Consider the following 15,638-nt stretch of genomic DNA (forward strand, 5'->3'; position numbering starts at 1 on the left):
CAGTACATCAGCGCAGCTCAGAGCCCGTCCATGGCAGACAGCGCGGAACGCGGGGCCCCGCGGTTGGCGACTGTTGCGGTTGTGGCGGCCCGTCCAGGACGTTCAGCGTGCCGAGACCTCGCCCACCGCGGAGCCGGTCTCCTCTCGGGCGGTGAGGATGGCGGACCGCTCCTTGGCCACCAGTTCCTCCAGCACATGGTCCTCCATCGTCCGGGCGACGTCGAGGGAGCGGGTCGCGTAGAGCTCCGCCTGGTCGAGCTCTCCGAGGAGACGGCAGGAACGGGCGAGGCCGAGCAACTGGTACGGCTCATTGATGGTCATCTTCGCAGCATGTGAGAGAGCGAGGCCGGTCTCGTAATGGTTCTTCGCCGCCAGGGGGTCGTTGAGATCGAGGTGGAGGTCCCCCAATTTCTCGAATACCGAGGCCTCATAGCGGAGGTTGCCGATGATCCGGCTCTGCTGCAGCGCTCTGTCGAGGGCCGACAGCGCCTGATCGCTCCGGCCGGCCCGGTGGAGCGCCTCACCGAGTTTGAGCAGGGAGAAGCATTCGCCTGATCCGTGGCCGATGGCCTCACAGATCACGAGCTGGGCTCCGGCACACCGGATGGCCTCCTCGTAACGTTGCAGATCGCTGTACGCGTTGGCGAGCCCGCCCAGTGCGCGTTGCTCGCCCCACGGATCGGCCAGCCTGCGGTAGAGGACCAGTTGCTCCTCATAGTGCTCGGCGGCCTTCGCGTACCGGTAGGCGGTGGTGTAGGCGTCGGCCAGATGGTTGTGGCCCAGCGCCTCGACCAGGGGATCACCGAGCCGCTGTCCGGCGCGGAGCGCCTCATGGCTGATTGCGAGAGTGCGCGTCCGGAGACCTCTGTAGAGGGTGTACCAGAAGAAGGCGAACACCAGGTTCGCTCCGAGCCGGACGGTCTCCCCCTCCTTCTCCGCGGATCTCTCCATGGCCTGGGAGGCGGCGCTCATGAGATTGGCCCACTCGCGTCCCAGCCACGTGTCGGCATCGCATTCCGAGGTCAGCGGGGCCGGATTCTCGCCGGGTTCGACCCGGGACCGGGCCAGGACGGGATGGCCGCCCAGGCGGATGGCGAGATGAGCCGTAGCGATGTACGCCTTCAGGGCCCGGTTCAGCGCGGCGCCGTTGGCCTCCGGGCCATCGAGCGCCGACTGTTCACGGGCGAAGAGCCGCACCAGGTCGTGCAGGCGGTAGCGGCCCGGCTCGTCGCACTCGACGAGATGCGCGTCCACCAGCCGTTCCAACGCCCGCTCCGCCAGGTCGGCGGGCTCGCCGAGGAGCGCGCCGACGACGTGGGCCGTCACATCGGCGACCTGGAGCACACCGAGCATGCGCAGGGTTCGGGCGGCCAGCCGGTCGAGCGGGTGCGCGCCGCCCGCCAGCAGGTCGTAGCTGACCGCCAGGCTGGAGCGGACCGCCAGATCGCCCGCCTCCAGCTCGTGCAGCCGCCGCCGCTCGTCCTCCAGCCGTGCGACCAGGTCGGCCACCGCCCAGCGTGGCCGGTTCGCCAGCCGGGCCCCCGCGATGCCTACGGCCAGCGGCAGGCCCCCGCAGAGCTCGATCAGCCGCCCCGTCGCCCGGAGGTCCTCGGCGGCCCGCTCGGCGCCGATCAGCTTCGCGAACATGGCCGACGCCTCGGTCCGGCGCAGCTCGCCGATCCGCACCCGCGCGCAGTCGCCGACCAGGGCGAAACTCTCCCGGCTGGTCACCAGGATCGCGCTCCCCACCGGGACCGAGAGCATCGGGCGGATCTGGGCCAGGTCGGCGGCGTCATCCAGCACGACGAGGACCTTCCGCCCGTCGAGGGTGCTCCGCCACAGAGCCGCCGCCTCGTCCACGTCGTCCGGCACGGCCTGCGGGGAGACCCCCAGATCGCGGAGGAACCGGCCGAGCACCTCCAGCGGCTCCAGCCGCCGGAGCCCGGGTGTCGCCCCGTGCAGGTCGGTGTAGAGCAACCCGTCGGGGAAGTCACGGCCGACCGCGTGCGCGGCCCGGACGGCCAGCGCCGACTTACCCGATCCGGGCGGCCCGGTGATCGCGGTCACATGGTGCGGCGGACTGCCGTCCCAGGGGACGAGCAGCGAGCGCAGCCGGACGAGCTCCTCGGTGCGCCCGACGAAACCCGTTAGGTCACGTGGTAGCTGGCGGGGAGGTGCGGGTCGGGCCTCGGACGGCTGGGAGGCGCCGGCGGACGGAACCGGACCGGTCTCGGAACCCGAGGTGAGGATGCGCTGGTGGAGTTCCTGTACCTGCCGGCCCGGCTCCAGGCCGGTCTCCTCCACGAGGACCTTCCTGAAGCGCTGGTAGGCCTCGAGTGCTCCGACCCGGTCCCCCGACCGGTGCAGGGCCAGCATGAGCCGTTGCCAGAGTCGTTCCCGCAGCGGGTACGCCGCGATCGCTGAGCGGAGGTCGGAGATCGCCTCCAGGTGCCTGCCGAGGCGGAGCCGGAGTTCCGCGAGATCCTCCAGGACGGAGAGCCCCTCTTCGGCCAGGCGGTCGGCGGCCTCGTCCAGGAAGCGGCTGCCTCTCGAGTCCTGAAGGGGGTCACCCCGCCACAGGCCGCGAGCCTGTTCGAGGCGCCGGCACGCGGTCTCCACATCCCCGTTGAGGGAAGCCCTCCTGCCCTGCCGTACAAGGTCCTGGAAGACGAGGAGGTCGAGGTCGTCCGGCTCGAGGGCGATGAGGTATCCCGTGCCGTGCGTCTTGATCGGTGCCGAGCGGGGGTCGTCAGGGGAGAGCAGCTTGCGCAGCGTGTGGACGTAGGTCTTGAGGTTCTGCTCGGCCGACGGGGGCGGGGCCGCCTCCCACAGGGACTCCACCAGGTGGTCGGTGGAGACGGACGCGTTGCTCTTGAGCAGGAGCGTCACCAAGAGCTGCCGATGCTTGCGGCGCCGGAGGGGGACGAGCCCTCCATCGGTGCGGCGCACCGTCAGGACGCCGAGCATTGAAAATCTCACCTGACGAGTCCCCATCCCAATGGTGTGCGGGTCGTCCCGTACGTTCCTATGAGCTTTAAGCGATCGATGATATTTGATTGTCCGCTTAAGTCGCCAGATTATCTAATTGTGTTGATTTGTAATGTACCGGTGGTGTACCGGAAACCCATTGGGTGGTCGTCCGGCTTGCGGTCGGCCGTACGGCGCGGCCTTGTCGCAGCGGGTGTGGAAACAGTGAGCGTCCGTGTCGGCCACGCAATTCACCTGGCGTTCCGGATCCCGTGTCGCAGCCGGGTATGGAAGAGGCCTGGCGAAAGCGGTGCCGGAGATCCCCGTAAGGACGCGCGCGGTTCGCGGAGGAGACCTCGGCGATCGATTGTCCACGCGATGCGGCCGGAAGGCGCCGGTCGCCGGAGGAACCGCCGACGGAATGGCGTCTCGCTCTTGTGTTGAACGGCGAAGTGTGATTTTCTCGCGCCAGGCCGCTGTTGTCGCGAGGTAGGGGCGGCCGGCGCGGCGATGGGGATGGATCTTCAGTGTGGGTGGACGCTCGGCGCATCCCGGACCAGGGGAGCGTGCAAGGTATATGCCGAGCGTCCTGGAGACACGTTGACGAGTTGCGTCGCGTGTCGTGGCGGCGGCTCTACTCGGCGTTGTTGAGAGGGCTGAGCTGGATCCGGATCTCTCCCTGACGGGAGGGGGACGAATCGGCGCCTGCGGCCGTAGCATTAACCGAAACGGCGAATACGGCCGTGACGAAGGCGGCGAGGGCAGAGATGGCGAGACGTCGACGCACGGGGGGACTCCTGTCGTAGGTTCTGCTGCTCGACCAACATCTTTCAAGGAGCAACGTGACTGGTCAAGACTTGGTCGGACAGCGTATCAAGACCATGCGCCGTCAACGCGGCCTCTCCCAGGCGCAGCTCGCGCACCCGGAGTTGTCCGACAGCTATGTCTCCCTCATCGAGAGCGGTAAGCGCACCCCGACCCCGGCCGTGCTGGAGTTGCTGGCGCAGAAACTCGACTGCTCGCTGACCTACCTGATCAACGGCGTGACGACCGAGCAGATGCGGGAGATCGAGCTCGGGCTGGGCTATGCCAAGCTCGCCATGGAGAATGGCGAGGTCGTCGAGGCGCGCACCCGCTACGCTGAGCTGCTCGCCGACGAAGGGCTCGCCGGGCTGCCGCAGCTGCGCCAAGAGGCCGAGTACGGCCTGGCACTCGCCTCTCGGGCCTGCGGCGACCTCGATGCGGCGATCGCCCTGCTGATCGGATTGCGTGAGCGCGAGGCATCCGAGATCTCTCCCGACCGGCACATCGACATCGTGACCCAGTTGTCCATCTGCTACCGCGAGCAGGGCAGGCTCGCCCAGGCGGTGCAGGTCGTGGAGGAGATCCTGGGCGGAGCGGTGCGTCCCGTCTGGACCGACGGATTGATCAGGCTGGGGGTGCAGGCGCTCGCCGCCTACATCGAACGAGGCGACCTGCTGCGCGCTCGCCACTTCTCCGCCGAGCTCGTCGCCGCGGCCGAGCGGCTCGACACCCCTCTGGCGCGCACTCTCGCGCACTGGCAGGCGGCGATCCTGGCATCCGAAATCGGGAGTGACGACGAGGCCACCGCGCATTTCGAAAAAGCCGTGGCCATTCAGTCCGAGTACGGCGACCCGCGTCGCTATGCGCGGCTTCGGGGTGACTATGCGGTGATCATGTCGAAACTGCGTCCGCAGGAGGCGGAGAGTTGGCGTGACCTGCTGGTGAAGGTGGAGAAGGAGCTCGAGGAGAGTTCCGCCAGTTCGATGGACAAGATGCGCTGCGCGATGGGCCTGGCCCGCGCCGAGCTCCTGCTGGGTTCTCCGCAGAAGGCCGAACTGCACATCCGGTCGGTCCTGTCCATGCTCGACGGCATGCCGGAGGACCTGCAGGCGGACGCCCACCTGGTGGCCGGTCAGGTCTTCGCCGAGCTCGGCAGGACGGAGGAGACCACCCGGGAGCTCGCGGCGGCGGCCGGACTGCTGGAGCCGCTGCCCGTCACGCGCTACACCTCCCACTCCTGGCTGACCGCCGCGCGGATCCTGGAGCGCATCGACGAGACCGACCGGAGCGTGGAGGCCTACCAGCGGGCCCTGGCCTGCGCGGGCCTGTAGAGCACACACGGAGGTGGGGACCGCGCGTCGGCGTCGGTAGCCTTGGGGGTGCCATGAAGACTTCCCCTTTCGCGGCCGCCCTCGCACTTCTCGCGGTCCTCGCCTTCGGTACGGCCCTCGCCTCGCCGGCCCTCGCCCACGACGCGCTCAAGAGCAGCGACCCTGCCGCGAACGCGAAGGTGGAGAGCCTGGAGGAGGTGAAGCTGACGTTCACCGCCCGGGTGCGCTTCCCCAACGTCGTCGTGCGCGACGGGGACGACACGCCCCGCCAGGCCGGCAAGGCCGTCGTGGACGGCACGGTGGTGACGCAGAAGGTCGAGGCCGGGCTCCCGCCGGGCAGATACGTCATCGCCTACCGGGTGGTCTCCTCCGACGGCCACCCGATCGAGGGGGAGATCCCGTTCACCCTGACGGGGTCTCCGGACGCCTCTCCGGCCCCGGCCGAGAGCGCCACCCCGGCGGAGAGCCCGGCGCCTGACGAGAGCGACTCCGCCGAGAGTGCGGCCCCGAGCGGGAGCGCGGCCCCAGCCGAGGCCGCACCGACCGCGCCCCCGGCGGCCGCCACTCCGGCCGGCGGCACGGAGGACTCCGGGGGAGTGCCCGGCTGGGCGTGGCTCGTCTTCGGCGGCGTGACCGGCGTCGGCATCGGCCTGTTCCTCAGCATGCGAAACAGGAAGCAGCCGTGAGCGGGCGGGCCGGGGGCACGGGCGGCGTCGCTCACGCGGCCGGCGGGGGAGAACCCATGGGCGGGCGGGCCGGGGGCACGGCGGCGTCGCTCGCGGGACCGGCGGGGGAGAACACGTGAGCACCGCGGAGCGGGCCGGGACCGGCCGGAACGGGGAGCCCCTGCGGGCCGGGAGCAACGGCGGCGGGGAGCCCGCGCCGGACGGGAACGGCCGGACGGTGCGTCTTGCGCTGGCCGGGGCGGGCGCGGCCGTCGCCGCCCTGGTGATCGCCATGGTCGCGGGCGGCGCCGCGACCCCCCGCATCATCCCGGGCCTGCCCGACCAGGGCATGCTCACCCGCTGGGGACTGCCGCTGTCCAAGCTGGTGATGGACGTGACGGGCGTGCTCACCGTGGGCGCGCTGCTGGCCGCCGCGATCCTCCTGCCCAGCGACAAGGGCCTGCTCGGCAGGCCCGCCCTCGCCTACGTGAAGGCCGCCTCGTGGCTCGGCCTCGTCTGGGCCGCCGCCGCGGCGGCGACGATGGTCTTCAGCCTGTCCGAGGCGCTCGGCATGCCCGTCGCCGACGTGCTCGGCGGCGACGAGCTGACCAGTTACGCCAGCCAGGTCTCGCAGGGCATCGCGCTCACCCTGGTGGTGCTCTTCGCGGTGGCCATCGCCCTGTTCGCCCGCGGGGCGATCACCGTCGGATCGGCCGGCGGCCTGCTCGCGCTCGCCCTGGTGACGCTGCTCCCGCCCGCGCTGACCGGTCACTCCGCCTCCTCGCCCAACCACGACCTGGCCACCACCGGCGTCGCCGTGCACCTGGTGGTCCTCGCGCTCTGGGTGGGCGGGCTCGGCGTGCTCTGCGCCCACGCGGTGCGCGGGCAGCCGCGCCTGGAGGTGGCCGCCGCCCGCTTCTCCACGCTGGCGCTGTGGTGCTTCGCCGGCGTCGGGCTGTCGGGCCTGTTCAGCGTGCTGGCCCGGCTCACCTCGGTCTCCGAGCTGTTCACCTCCGCCTACGGGGCGCTGCTGCTGGCCAAGACCGCGGCGTTCGCGCTGCTGGGCGCGGCCGGCTGGTGGCACCGCAGGCGCACCCTGCCGGCTCTGGCCTCGGGCGGGAGCCGTACGTTCGTCCGGTTCGCCACCGGGGAGATCGTGGTGATGTTCGCGGCGGTCGGGCTGGCCGTGGCGCTGTCCCGCACCGCGCCGCCCCCGGCGATCCTCCCGGTCGACCGGGCCTTCGAGCTCCTCGGCTACACCATGCCGCCGGAGATCTCCCTGGGGAACCTGGCCTCGCTGTGGTGGTTCGACCTGTTCTCCGGCACCCTGGCCGCCCTGCTCGGCGGACTCTACCTCGCCGGGGTCGTACGGCTCGCCCGGCGCGGCGACGCCTGGCCGTGGGGCCGCACCGCCGCGTGGTTCACCGGGGTGCTGATCCTGGTCCTCGCCACCCAGAGCGGAGTGGCCCGCTACGCCAAGGTGCTGTTCAGCGTGCACATGGCCGAGCACATGACGCTCTCCATGCTGATCCCGATCTTCCTGGTCCTCGGCGCCCCGGTCACCCTGGCGCTGCGGGCGCTCAAGCCCGCCGTGCGCCGCGGTGACCGGGGGCCCCGCGAGTGGCTGACCACGATCCTGCACAGCAGGTTCGTCCGCTTCGTCGGCCACCCGGCGATCGCGACCGCGATCTTCATCGTCTCCACCTACGCGCTGTACTTCACCCCGCTGTTCGCCGAGGCGATGGAGGAGCACCTCGGCCACATCGCGATGACGGTGCACTTCCTGGTCAGCGGCTGCCTGTTCTTCTGGGTGATCATCGGCGTGGACCCGGCCCCGCACAAGCTGCCGCACGTCGCCCGGCTGGTCGTGCTGTTCGTCACGATGCCCTTCCACGCGTTCTTCGGGATCGCGCTGATGAGCATGGGCACCGTGCTGGCCGCCGGCTGGTACGACCAGCTCGGCCGGACCTGGGGCGAGTCCTCGCTCGCCGACCAGCGGACCGGCGGCGCCATCGCCTGGGGCTTCGGCGAGATCCCGACGCTGATCGTGCTGCTCGCGCTGGCCTTCCAGTGGTGGCGCGACGACGACCGCAGGGCCCGCCGCGCCGACCGCCGGGCGGACGCCGTCGCGGCCCGCACCGGAGGCAGCGGCGACGCCGAACTCGACGCCTACAACGATTTTCTGGCAAAGCTCGACAAGCGTGATCGCGCCGAGTAGCCCTGCGGCTACGGCCTTCTATCCCCTCACCGCTGCCTTACGCGCCGCGAGGTAGCCTTTCGATCAGGGGGAATGGGTAGACATCCCAGCGGGTGCGGCGTCCGACTGTCGCGCACCATGCTCATTCACGTGCCCGGTCGGGGGACCGGCGGTAGCCGTGCGCGTCAGGAGGAGTTGGCGTATGTCCGAGGAGCTTCGCATGCGCGAGGGACGGAGCCTCGCCCAGACGCTGGAGGAGCGTCTCGCCGACTGGTCGGCGCGCACGGGGATCACCGTGGAGATCTGGGCGCTCCCCTCCCGCGACGCCTCCCACCTGGTCGTCCGGGCCGTCCTGGCCGCGCTGGCCGAGGCGCTGGCGAACGTGGAACGGCACAGCCTGGCCAAGACCGTCTCGGTCGCGGTGACGCTGGGGGACCGGGGGCTGCGGATGACCGTGAGCGACCACGGGATCGGGTTCGACGGCGCGGCCATCGGGCGGGGCATCACCGCCATGCGGGCCCACCTGAAGGAGGTCGGCGGCGCGCTCACCGTCAACGGGGTGCCCGGCGGCGGCACCACGGTCACCGCGACGGTGCCGCGCGGACGGGTCTGAACGGCTAAGGCAGCGTCAGGATCTCGTGGCCGGTGTCGGTGACGAGGACGGTGTGCTCGAACTGGGCGGTCCGCTTGCGGTCCCTGGTCACGGCGGTCCAGCCGTCGGGCCAGATGTCGTAGTCGATGGTGCCGAGCGTCAGCATGGGCTCGATGGTGAACGTCATGCCGGGCTCCAGGGTGACCGCCAGCGACGGGTCGTCGTAGTGCGGGACGACGAGGCCGGAATGGAAGGTCGTGCCGATGCCGTGGCCGGTGAAGTCGCGCACGACGCCGTAGCCGAACCGCTTGGCGTAGGCCTCGATGACCCGGCCGACCACGTTGAGCCGGCGGCCCGGCGCGACGGCCTTGATGGCCCGGTTGGTGGCCTCCAGCGTGCGCTCGACCAGCAGGCGCGACTCCTCGTCCACGTCGCCGACCAGGAAGGTGGCGTCGGTGTCGCCGTGCACGCCGCCGATGAAGGCCGTGATGTCGACGTTGACGATGTCGCCGTCGCGCAGCACCGTGTCGTCCGGGATGCCGTGGCAGATGACCTCGTTGATCGAGGTGCACAGCGACTTGGGGTAGCCCCGGTAGCCGAGGGTGCTGGGGTAGGCGCCGTGGTCGAGCAGGAACTCGTGGCCGATCCGGTCGAGCTCGTCGGTGGTCACCCCCGGCGCCACGTGCCGGCCGACCTCCTGGAGCGCCTGGGCGGCGATCCGGCCGGCGACCCGCATCTTCTCGATGATCTCGGGGGTCTTCACGTCGGGCTCGCCGGTCTTCGGGGTTTTCTTCCCGACGTACTCCGGCCGCTGGATGTGGGCGGGAACCTTGCGCAGGGGCGAGACCCGCCCGGGCTGGAGCACTGTCGTCATGGTTGCACAGTCTAATTGCCGTTCGCACCGGGCAGGATTGCCGCTATGAGTGATCAGTGGTGGTTCTGCCTGAAGCACATGGCGGTCGAGCCCGAGCAGGGCTGCCCGAACAAGGACCGCATGGGCCCGTACGAGACCCGCCAGGCCGCGGCCGACGCCCTCAGGACCGCGGCCGGCCGCAACGAGCGGTGGAAGGACGAGGACGAGGCCTGGGAAGAGGACTGAACGGCCGGGCGCCGGGGACCGGTCCGCTCTCCCCGAGCGGCCAGGACCATGAGGGCTGCACCGGGTTCACGGCCTGCGCTGCGGCCTGGCAGCTCTCCCCGAGCGGCTAGGACGGGTCCCCGACGACCGCGTACGCCCGCACGGGGAAGGTGCCCATGCCCGCGACCATCGGCGGGGCGGCGTGGAAGCGGAACCCCGCGTCGGGCAGTGCGGCCAGGCCGGTCATGTGCTCCACGATCGGGATCCCCGCGCCCAGCAGCAGCGTGTGCGCGGGGCGCTCCCCGCGCGGCGGGGTGTCGTCGATGTTCAGGGAGTCGATCCCGACGAGCGCCGGGCCCCGGTCGGCGAGCCACTTCGCCGCCTCCGGCTCGAGGTAGGGGTGGTCGCGGAGGTAGGCCTCGGTGCCGAAGTGGCGGTCCCAGCCGGTCTGCACGAGCACGGCCCTGCCCCGCACGTCGAGGCCCTCCAGCAGGCCGACGCCGACCGAGCGCAGGCCCTCGGCCCGCACGACCAGGCCGGGCAGGTCGGCGAGCGCCTCCAGCGGCACCCCCGACAGGTCCGGGCCGTCCGGGTAGCGGTGGTGCGGGGTGTCGAGGTAGGTGCCGGTGTTGGCGACCAGCTCGATGCTGCCGATGTGGAACTCGGTGCCCGGCGCGTAGACCTCGCGTGAGGCCTCCCGGCTCAGGTGCACGCCGAGGCGGGGCCCGGGGACGCCCGGGTAGGTGACCATCCCCTCGGTGATCCGGTGGCTCAGCTCGATCAGTCGGGGCACGGGGCGCTCACCGCTTTCTTCTCGGACCGGTCGGCGCGGGTCGCGCGACGGCGTCGAGGAGATGGTCCCGGCAACGATCCCTGAAGCGCAAGTTAAGTGTTCTAAACCTCGTCGTAAGCTGAACTGCATGGAGATCGACCCCCGCCGCCTCCGGGTCCTGCACGAGGTCGCCCGGCGCGGCGGCGTCATGCTGGCGGCCGAGGCGCTGCACGTCACCCCCTCCGCAGTCTCCCAGCAGCTGGCCCTGCTGGAACGGGAGGTGGGCCTCGCGCTGATCGACCGCTCGCAGCGCCGGGCCGTGCTGACCCCCGCCGGCGCGGTCCTCGCCCGGTACGCCGAGCGGGTGGAGGAGGAGCTGGCCGAGGCCAGGCGGGAGCTCATCCGCTTCACCGAGCGGCTGTCCGGCCCGGTCTCCGTCGCGGCGTTCCCCACCGCCATCCGGCACCTGCTGGTGCCCGCCCTGGCCGCGCTGGCGGAACGCCACCCGCAGGTCGAGCCCCGCGTCGTCGAGCTGTACGGCCCCGCCGCGCTCCAGGAGCTCCGGCTCGGCGGGGCGGACGTGGCCATCGTCGAGCACGACGCCGATCGGCCCGCCCCCGTGCCCGCGTCACTGGTCGCCCACCGGCTCCACGTGGACGAGTACCGCATCGTCGTGCCGCCCGGCTGGGGAGAGGCCCCCCGCGACGTGGCCGACCTGGCGGACCTGCCCTGGGTGGCCGGCCATCCCGACCAGGCCTGCGGCCATGCGCTGGAACGGCTCGCCGCCCTGCACGGCTTCACCCCGCGCCGGGCGCACGTGATCGAGGAGTTCCCGCCCGCGCTCGCCCTGGTCGCGGCGGGACACGGGGCGGCGATCGTGCCGTCCCTGGCCCTGCTGGAGGCCCCCGGCAGCGAGGTCGTGGTCACCGGCATCACCGGGGTTGGCGCCCGGCGGCTGGACGCGGTGACCCGGGCCGGCCGTACCGGGTCGAGGAGGCCGGACCCCGTGCAGGCCGTGGTCGTCGACGCGCTGCGGGAGGCCGCGGCCGGCCTGGCGGAGCGGACCGGGGAGCGGGGGAGGCCGCGCCGGCGACCGCAGGACTGACCTCGCCGCCCGGCGGGTCAGTCGGGGACGTGCGGGCCGCTGAGCCGCTCCAGCAGCCGGGCGAGGCGGGCGCGGAGACCGGCCTGACGCCCGGCGGGGCGGGCCTCCTCGCCCGCGGCCATGCTCACCAGGTGCTGGGCCCCGTCGAAGGAGAGAGGAGCGCGGACGGGGACCGCCAGCGCGTCGTGGGCCAGGCCCTCGAGGTCGGGGTCGCCGCCGTCCAGGGCGAGGATCGTCGCCCCGGTACGGCGGGCGTCGCTCACCCGCTCCAGCAGCGGGTCGGGCGCCCGCTCCTCCGCCACCACGAACAGCGTCTCCCCCCGCCGGGCCCTCTCGATCCGCTCCAGGCCGATCCGCAGGTGGGCGGGGGCGTCCGGGGGCGGGGACCAGCGGACCAGCGTCGGAGTGAGCTGGGGCAGGCCGGAGAGCCGGGCCTCGTCGCCGAGGTGCGCGGCCAGGTGCCAGGGCTCCCCGGCTGGGGTGCCGACCACCAGCAGGCCGCCGGGGGAGCGCGTCGTGCGCAGGGCGCGTCCCAGCTCGCGGGTGCGCTCCACCCACCCGGTCGACTCCAGGACCTCGCGCAGCAGGGCCACCGATCCACCGTCCATGCGGACAATCGTGCCCCAGGTGCCCCGGGGCCGTCCGCGGAACGCGGGCCTGGCATCATCTGGCGTGGAGGCGGGACGGACCCGGGGACGGGCCGGTCACCGCCGGCGGAGCGGACCGCACGCGCCGGGGCCGACGGGCCCGGTCCGCGGCGGGCGAGGACGACGAGGAGCGACGAGTGAGCACTGACCTTCCGGACGTGAGCGGGCTGTCCATCGGGATCCTGGGCGGCACCGGCGACCAGGGCAAGGGGCTGGCCAGGCGGTTCGCCCTCGCCGGGCACACCGTGCTGATCGGGTCGCGCAGCGAGGAGCGGGCCCGGGAGGCGGCGGAGGCCGTCGGCGCGCGGGCGCGCGGGGCGGACAACGCGACCGTGGCCGCCGAGGCCGACATCGTGATCGTGGCGGTGCCGTGGGACGGCCACAAGGCCACCCTGGAGTCGCTCCGCGCCGAGCTGGCCGGGAAGGTCGTCGTCGACTGCGTCAACCCGCTGGGCTTCGACAAGCAGGGCGCCCACGCCCTGGCCGTGGAGGAGGGCAGCGCCGCCCAGCAGGCCGCCGCGGTCCTGCCCGACAGCCGGGTGGTCGCGGCCTTCCACCACGTCTCGGCCGTCCTGCTGCTGGACCCCGAGGTCGACGAGGTCGAGCTGGACGTGCTGGTCCTGGGCGACGACCGCGAGGCCACCGACACCGTGCAGGCGCTGGCCGGGCGGATCGCCGGCGTCCGCGGCGTGTACGGCGGCCGCCTGCGCAACGCCCACCAGGTCGAGGCGCTGACCGCCAACCTGATCTCGATCAACCGCCGCTACAAGGCCCACGCCGGCCTCCGCCTCACCGACGTCTGACCGGACCGCCCGGCACCGGGTCCCGCGGGGCGCCGTACGGCCGCCGCCCGCCGGGTCAGATCCAGCCCGCGTCCTGCGCGATGCGGATGGCGTCGACCTTGTTGCGGGCCCCGGTCTTGCCGACGGCGCCGGTCAGGTAGTTGCGCACGGTCCCGGCGGACAGGTGCAGCCGGGCGGCGATCTCCTCGGCCGGGGCGCCGCGCGCGGCCTCGGCGAGCACCTCCCGCTCCCGGGCGGTGAGCGGGCTGGCGCCGTACTCCATGGCGGCGGTGACCAGCTCCGGGTCGAGCACCCGCAGCCCCTGGGCGGTGCGCCGGATCGCGTCGGCGAGGCGGTCGCCGGGGGCGTCCTTGACTAGGAACGCCTCGATGCCGCCCGCCAGGGCCCGGCGCACCTCGCCGGGCCGGCCCAGCGCGGTGAGGATCAGGACCCGGCAGCCGGGCAGCCGCTCCCGCAGCTCCGCCGCGGCGGTGATGCCGTCGACCGCGGGCAGGTCGATGTCCAGGACCGCCACGTCCGGCCGGGTCCGCAGGGCCGCCGGGACGATCTCGTCGCCCCGGACGACCTCGGCGACCACCTCGATGTCGGACTCCAGGCGGAGCAGGGCGACGAGGGCCGAGCGGATCATGTGCATGTCTTCCGCGAGGAGCACCCGGATCACGCGGGCACCTCCACCGCGAGCCGGAACCCGCCGCCGGGGGTCCGCTCGGCGCGCAGGGAGCCGCCCAGGCCGCCCGCCCGCTCCCGCAGCCCGGCAAGCCCGCCACCGTCGGCCGCCCGCTCCCGCAGCCCGGCAAGCCCGCCACCGTCGGCCGCCCGCTCCCGCAGGCCGGTCGGTCCGGTGCCGTCGGCCGCCCGCTCCTCCGGCACGGAGCCGTCGGCCGCCCGCTCGGGCGCGCCGTCGTTGACCAGCTCCAGCCGCACGGTCCCCGCGGTCCGCGAGGTGCTGATCGAGCAGGTCGTCGCCCGGCTGTGCCGGACGAGGTTGGTGATCCCCTCGCGCACCGCCCAGGCCAGGGCCTCGTCCACCGGCCGCGCCAGGTCCAGGTCGGCGAGGTTGGCCTGGACCTCGACCCCGGAGGCCGCCAGCAGCGCCGCGCCCCGCCGCACCTCCTCGCGCAGGGACATCTCCCGGTAGCCGCGCGCGACCTGCCGCACGTCCTGCGCCGCGTCCCTGGCGACCCGGACCAGGTCGGCGAGCTCGTGCCCGGCCGCGTCGGGGTCGCGCCCGACGAGCCTGCGGGCCAGGTCGCCCTTGAGCGCGATCGCGGTCAGGCTGCTGCCCAGCCCGTCGTGCAGGTCGCGGGAGATGCGCAGCCGCTCGCGCAGCACCGCCGCCTCCGCCAGCTGGGTCCTGGCCTGCTCCAGTTCCCGGCTCACCACCACCAGCCGGGTCACCCCGTAGATCACGAACCCGGTGACGATGAGGGTGATGACCTGGTAGAAGGCGTGCTGCAGTTGCGCGGGCTCCGTGGCGTAGCGCCAGCCCAGGGCGAACTGGGCCGCCGCCATCGGGACCAGGCAGCCCAGGGCCGCCGGCGGGCGCAGGCGCAGGAGCACCGAGCCGAGCAGGATGGTCGGCGTCCCGGTCCACCAGTAGCCCAGGTACTCGAGCTGGGCGTCGAGGACCGGGACGGGCGCGTAGGCCGCGACCGCCTGCACCGCGAGCAGGACCGTGGGGGCGCCGGGCTCCGCGCCGCGCAGGGCGGCGCGCAGGTGCAGGAAGAACGGCACGAAGAAACCGGGCAGGCAGGTCGCGAGCACCACGAGCCCGGGTGTCCCGCCGAGCCGGGCGATCGTGATGACCGGGAAGACCGTGAAGCCCACGGAGATCAGCACGACCAGCCCCACGGCCAGGCGCTGGGGGGTGACTCTCATGTCCGGAAACATACGTGCTCGCTGGGAACCTATGACCTGCGGGGCTCCCACCGGAACCAGCGGGCGATCGCGAACAGCCCGAGCAGCGCCCATCCGGCGAGGGTCAGCAGGGGGACGGCCGCCGCCTGCAGGTCCCCGGCGAGGGTCCCGCCGGGGGCGTAGGCCGTGCGGGCCAGGTCGACCACCGCGCCCGTGGGCAGGAACCCCAGCACCGTGCCGACCCAGCCGGGGAGCATCTCCAGGAGCGGGCCGAAGCCGCCCGCGGCGGCCCCGGCCAGGAAGAAGAACGGCATGGTCATCACACCGGCGACCTCGGTGCGCGGGACGGCCGCGGTGAACGCGGCGCCGAGCAGGCACAGGACGGTGACCCCGGCGACCACGGCCACCAGGTACAGCAGCGGGTCGCGGGGGACCGGCAGGCCCGTCGTCGCGTACAGCGCCACCGAGACCACGGCGGTCAGCAGCGTGGTCTGCACGACCAGGTTGCCGATCTCGCCGCCGAGGACGTCGCGGTCGCTCAGCCCGGTGGACCGCATCCGCTTGAGCAGGAGCTGGTCGCGGCGGGCGGTGAGCGTCACCGTGATCTGGTTGAACGTCGCGATGACGAGGATCATCGCGAGCACCCCCAGGTGCGCGTCGAGCACGGCCTCCGCGCCGCCCCGGAGCCGGTCCATCAGCAGCGGCATCCCGATGCCCAGTCCCAGGGAGAGGGTCACGGAGGTGCTCAGCGCGACCTTGTCGCGCCAGTAGAGCCGACCGCCGAAGCGGGCCACCACCGCCAGATCACGTGTGGACACGG

14 protein-coding genes are annotated in these 15,638 nt (G+C 72.8%); 7 read left to right on the forward strand and 7 right to left on the reverse strand.

Annotated elements, in window-relative coordinates:
- Nucleotides 1-102 precede the first annotated feature (102 nt).
- Nucleotides 103-2,967 carry an AfsR/SARP family transcriptional regulator gene (locus IEZ06_RS01115; protein ID WP_189234747.1) on the reverse strand — a complete coding sequence of 955 codons (2,865 nt, stop codon included), beginning with the start codon at nt 2,965-2,967 and terminating at the stop codon, nt 103-105.
- 842 nt (nt 2,968-3,809) lie between these two features.
- On the opposite strand from IEZ06_RS01115, the gene IEZ06_RS01120 reads away from it, so the two are divergent.
- From IEZ06_RS01120 to IEZ06_RS01135, 4 genes are all read left to right on the forward strand, one after another.
- Nucleotides 3,810-5,102 carry a helix-turn-helix domain-containing protein gene (locus IEZ06_RS01120; protein ID WP_189234748.1) on the forward strand — a complete coding sequence of 431 codons (1,293 nt, stop codon included), beginning with the start codon at nt 3,810-3,812 and terminating at the stop codon, nt 5,100-5,102.
- Nucleotides 5,103-5,155: 53 nt separating this feature from the next.
- The gene (locus IEZ06_RS01125) at nt 5,156-5,788 is read left to right on the forward strand and encodes a copper resistance CopC family protein (RefSeq protein WP_189234749.1); all 633 of its coding nucleotides are present in this window, start codon (nt 5,156-5,158) and stop codon (nt 5,786-5,788) included.
- Between the two features lie 160 nt (nt 5,789-5,948).
- Nucleotides 5,949-7,985 (forward strand): bifunctional copper resistance protein CopD/cytochrome c oxidase assembly protein, encoded by a 2,037-nt coding sequence (locus tag IEZ06_RS01130; RefSeq protein WP_203871703.1) that lies wholly within the window; start codon nt 5,949-5,951, stop codon nt 7,983-7,985.
- A 181-nt stretch (nt 7,986-8,166) separates the two neighbouring features.
- Entirely contained in the window at nt 8,167-8,577 is a 411-nt protein-coding gene (locus IEZ06_RS01135; RefSeq protein WP_189234750.1) for a sensor histidine kinase, read from the forward strand.
- Between the two features lie 4 nt (nt 8,578-8,581).
- Here the strand turns inward: IEZ06_RS01135 and map are convergent, their stop codons facing one another.
- Nucleotides 8,582-9,430, reverse strand: a complete 849-nt coding sequence (gene map / locus IEZ06_RS01140; protein WP_189234751.1) for a type I methionyl aminopeptidase — start codon at nt 9,428-9,430, stop codon at nt 8,582-8,584.
- Between the two features lie 45 nt (nt 9,431-9,475).
- Between map and IEZ06_RS01145 the strand changes: the two genes are divergently transcribed.
- Nucleotides 9,476-9,655 (forward strand): hypothetical protein, encoded by a 180-nt coding sequence (locus IEZ06_RS01145; protein ID WP_189234752.1) that lies wholly within the window; start codon nt 9,476-9,478, stop codon nt 9,653-9,655.
- A 106-nt stretch (nt 9,656-9,761) separates the two neighbouring features.
- Here the strand turns inward: IEZ06_RS01145 and IEZ06_RS01150 are convergent, their stop codons facing one another.
- The gene (locus IEZ06_RS01150) at nt 9,762-10,427 is read right to left on the reverse strand and encodes a cyclase family protein (RefSeq protein WP_189234753.1); all 666 of its coding nucleotides are present in this window, start codon (nt 10,425-10,427) and stop codon (nt 9,762-9,764) included.
- Between the two features lie 127 nt (nt 10,428-10,554).
- On the opposite strand from IEZ06_RS01150, the gene IEZ06_RS01155 reads away from it, so the two are divergent.
- Nucleotides 10,555-11,511, forward strand: a complete 957-nt coding sequence (locus tag IEZ06_RS01155) for a LysR family transcriptional regulator (protein ID WP_189234754.1) — start codon at nt 10,555-10,557, stop codon at nt 11,509-11,511.
- A 17-nt stretch (nt 11,512-11,528) separates the two neighbouring features.
- Here IEZ06_RS01155 and IEZ06_RS01160 read toward each other — a convergent pair whose 3' ends face one another.
- Entirely contained in the window at nt 11,529-12,119 is a 591-nt protein-coding gene (locus IEZ06_RS01160) for a hypothetical protein (protein WP_189234755.1), read from the reverse strand.
- A gap of 176 nt (nt 12,120-12,295) precedes the next feature.
- Between IEZ06_RS01160 and npdG the strand changes: the two genes are divergently transcribed.
- Nucleotides 12,296-12,961 carry an NADPH-dependent F420 reductase gene (npdG, locus tag IEZ06_RS01165; protein WP_189234756.1) on the forward strand — a complete coding sequence of 222 codons (666 nt, stop codon included), beginning with the start codon at nt 12,296-12,298 and terminating at the stop codon, nt 12,959-12,961.
- A gap of 55 nt (nt 12,962-13,016) precedes the next feature.
- Here npdG and IEZ06_RS01170 read toward each other — a convergent pair whose 3' ends face one another.
- From IEZ06_RS01170 to IEZ06_RS01180, 3 genes are read right to left on the reverse strand one after another with little or no spacing between them, the layout of a single operon-like run.
- Nucleotides 13,017-13,622 (reverse strand): response regulator transcription factor, encoded by a 606-nt coding sequence (locus IEZ06_RS01170; protein ID WP_189234757.1) that lies wholly within the window; start codon nt 13,620-13,622, stop codon nt 13,017-13,019.
- Nucleotides 13,619-14,839, reverse strand: coding sequence for a sensor histidine kinase (locus tag IEZ06_RS01175; RefSeq protein ID WP_189234758.1), 1,221 nt, complete (start codon nt 14,837-14,839; stop codon nt 13,619-13,621). The genes IEZ06_RS01170 and IEZ06_RS01175 overlap by 4 nt, the downstream gene beginning before the upstream one ends.
- A 29-nt stretch (nt 14,840-14,868) precedes the next feature.
- A complete protein-coding gene (locus tag IEZ06_RS01180) occupies nt 14,869-15,636 on the reverse strand; it encodes an ABC transporter permease (protein ID WP_189234759.1) in 768 nt (255 codons plus the stop codon).
- Nucleotides 15,637-15,638 lie beyond the last annotated feature (2 nt).

It is taken from the genome of Planomonospora antibiotica (genome assembly GCF_014647955.1).
GTDB lineage: Bacteria > Actinomycetota > Actinomycetes > Streptosporangiales > Streptosporangiaceae > Planomonospora > Planomonospora parontospora.

Excerpts from the sequence above, each read along its gene's own strand:
- IEZ06_RS01115 (WP_189234747.1), bottom strand. The coding sequence starts at position 2,967 with ATGCTCGGCGTCCTGACGGTGCGCCGCACCGATGGAGGGCTCGTCCCC.
- IEZ06_RS01125 (WP_189234749.1), top strand. The coding sequence starts at position 5,156 with ATGAAGACTTCCCCTTTCGCGGCCGCCCTCGCACTTCTCGCGGTCCTC.
- IEZ06_RS01135 (WP_189234750.1), top strand. The coding sequence starts at position 8,167 with ATGTCCGAGGAGCTTCGCATGCGCGAGGGACGGAGCCTCGCCCAGACG.
- map (WP_189234751.1), bottom strand. The coding sequence starts at position 9,430 with ATGACGACAGTGCTCCAGCCCGGGCGGGTCTCGCCCCTGCGCAAGGTT.
- IEZ06_RS01145 (WP_189234752.1), top strand. The coding sequence starts at position 9,476 with ATGAGTGATCAGTGGTGGTTCTGCCTGAAGCACATGGCGGTCGAGCCC.
- IEZ06_RS01155 (WP_189234754.1), top strand. The coding sequence starts at position 10,555 with ATGGAGATCGACCCCCGCCGCCTCCGGGTCCTGCACGAGGTCGCCCGG.
- IEZ06_RS01160 (WP_189234755.1), bottom strand. The coding sequence starts at position 12,119 with ATGGACGGTGGATCGGTGGCCCTGCTGCGCGAGGTCCTGGAGTCGACC.
- IEZ06_RS01175 (WP_189234758.1), bottom strand. The coding sequence starts at position 14,839 with ATGAGAGTCACCCCCCAGCGCCTGGCCGTGGGGCTGGTCGTGCTGATC.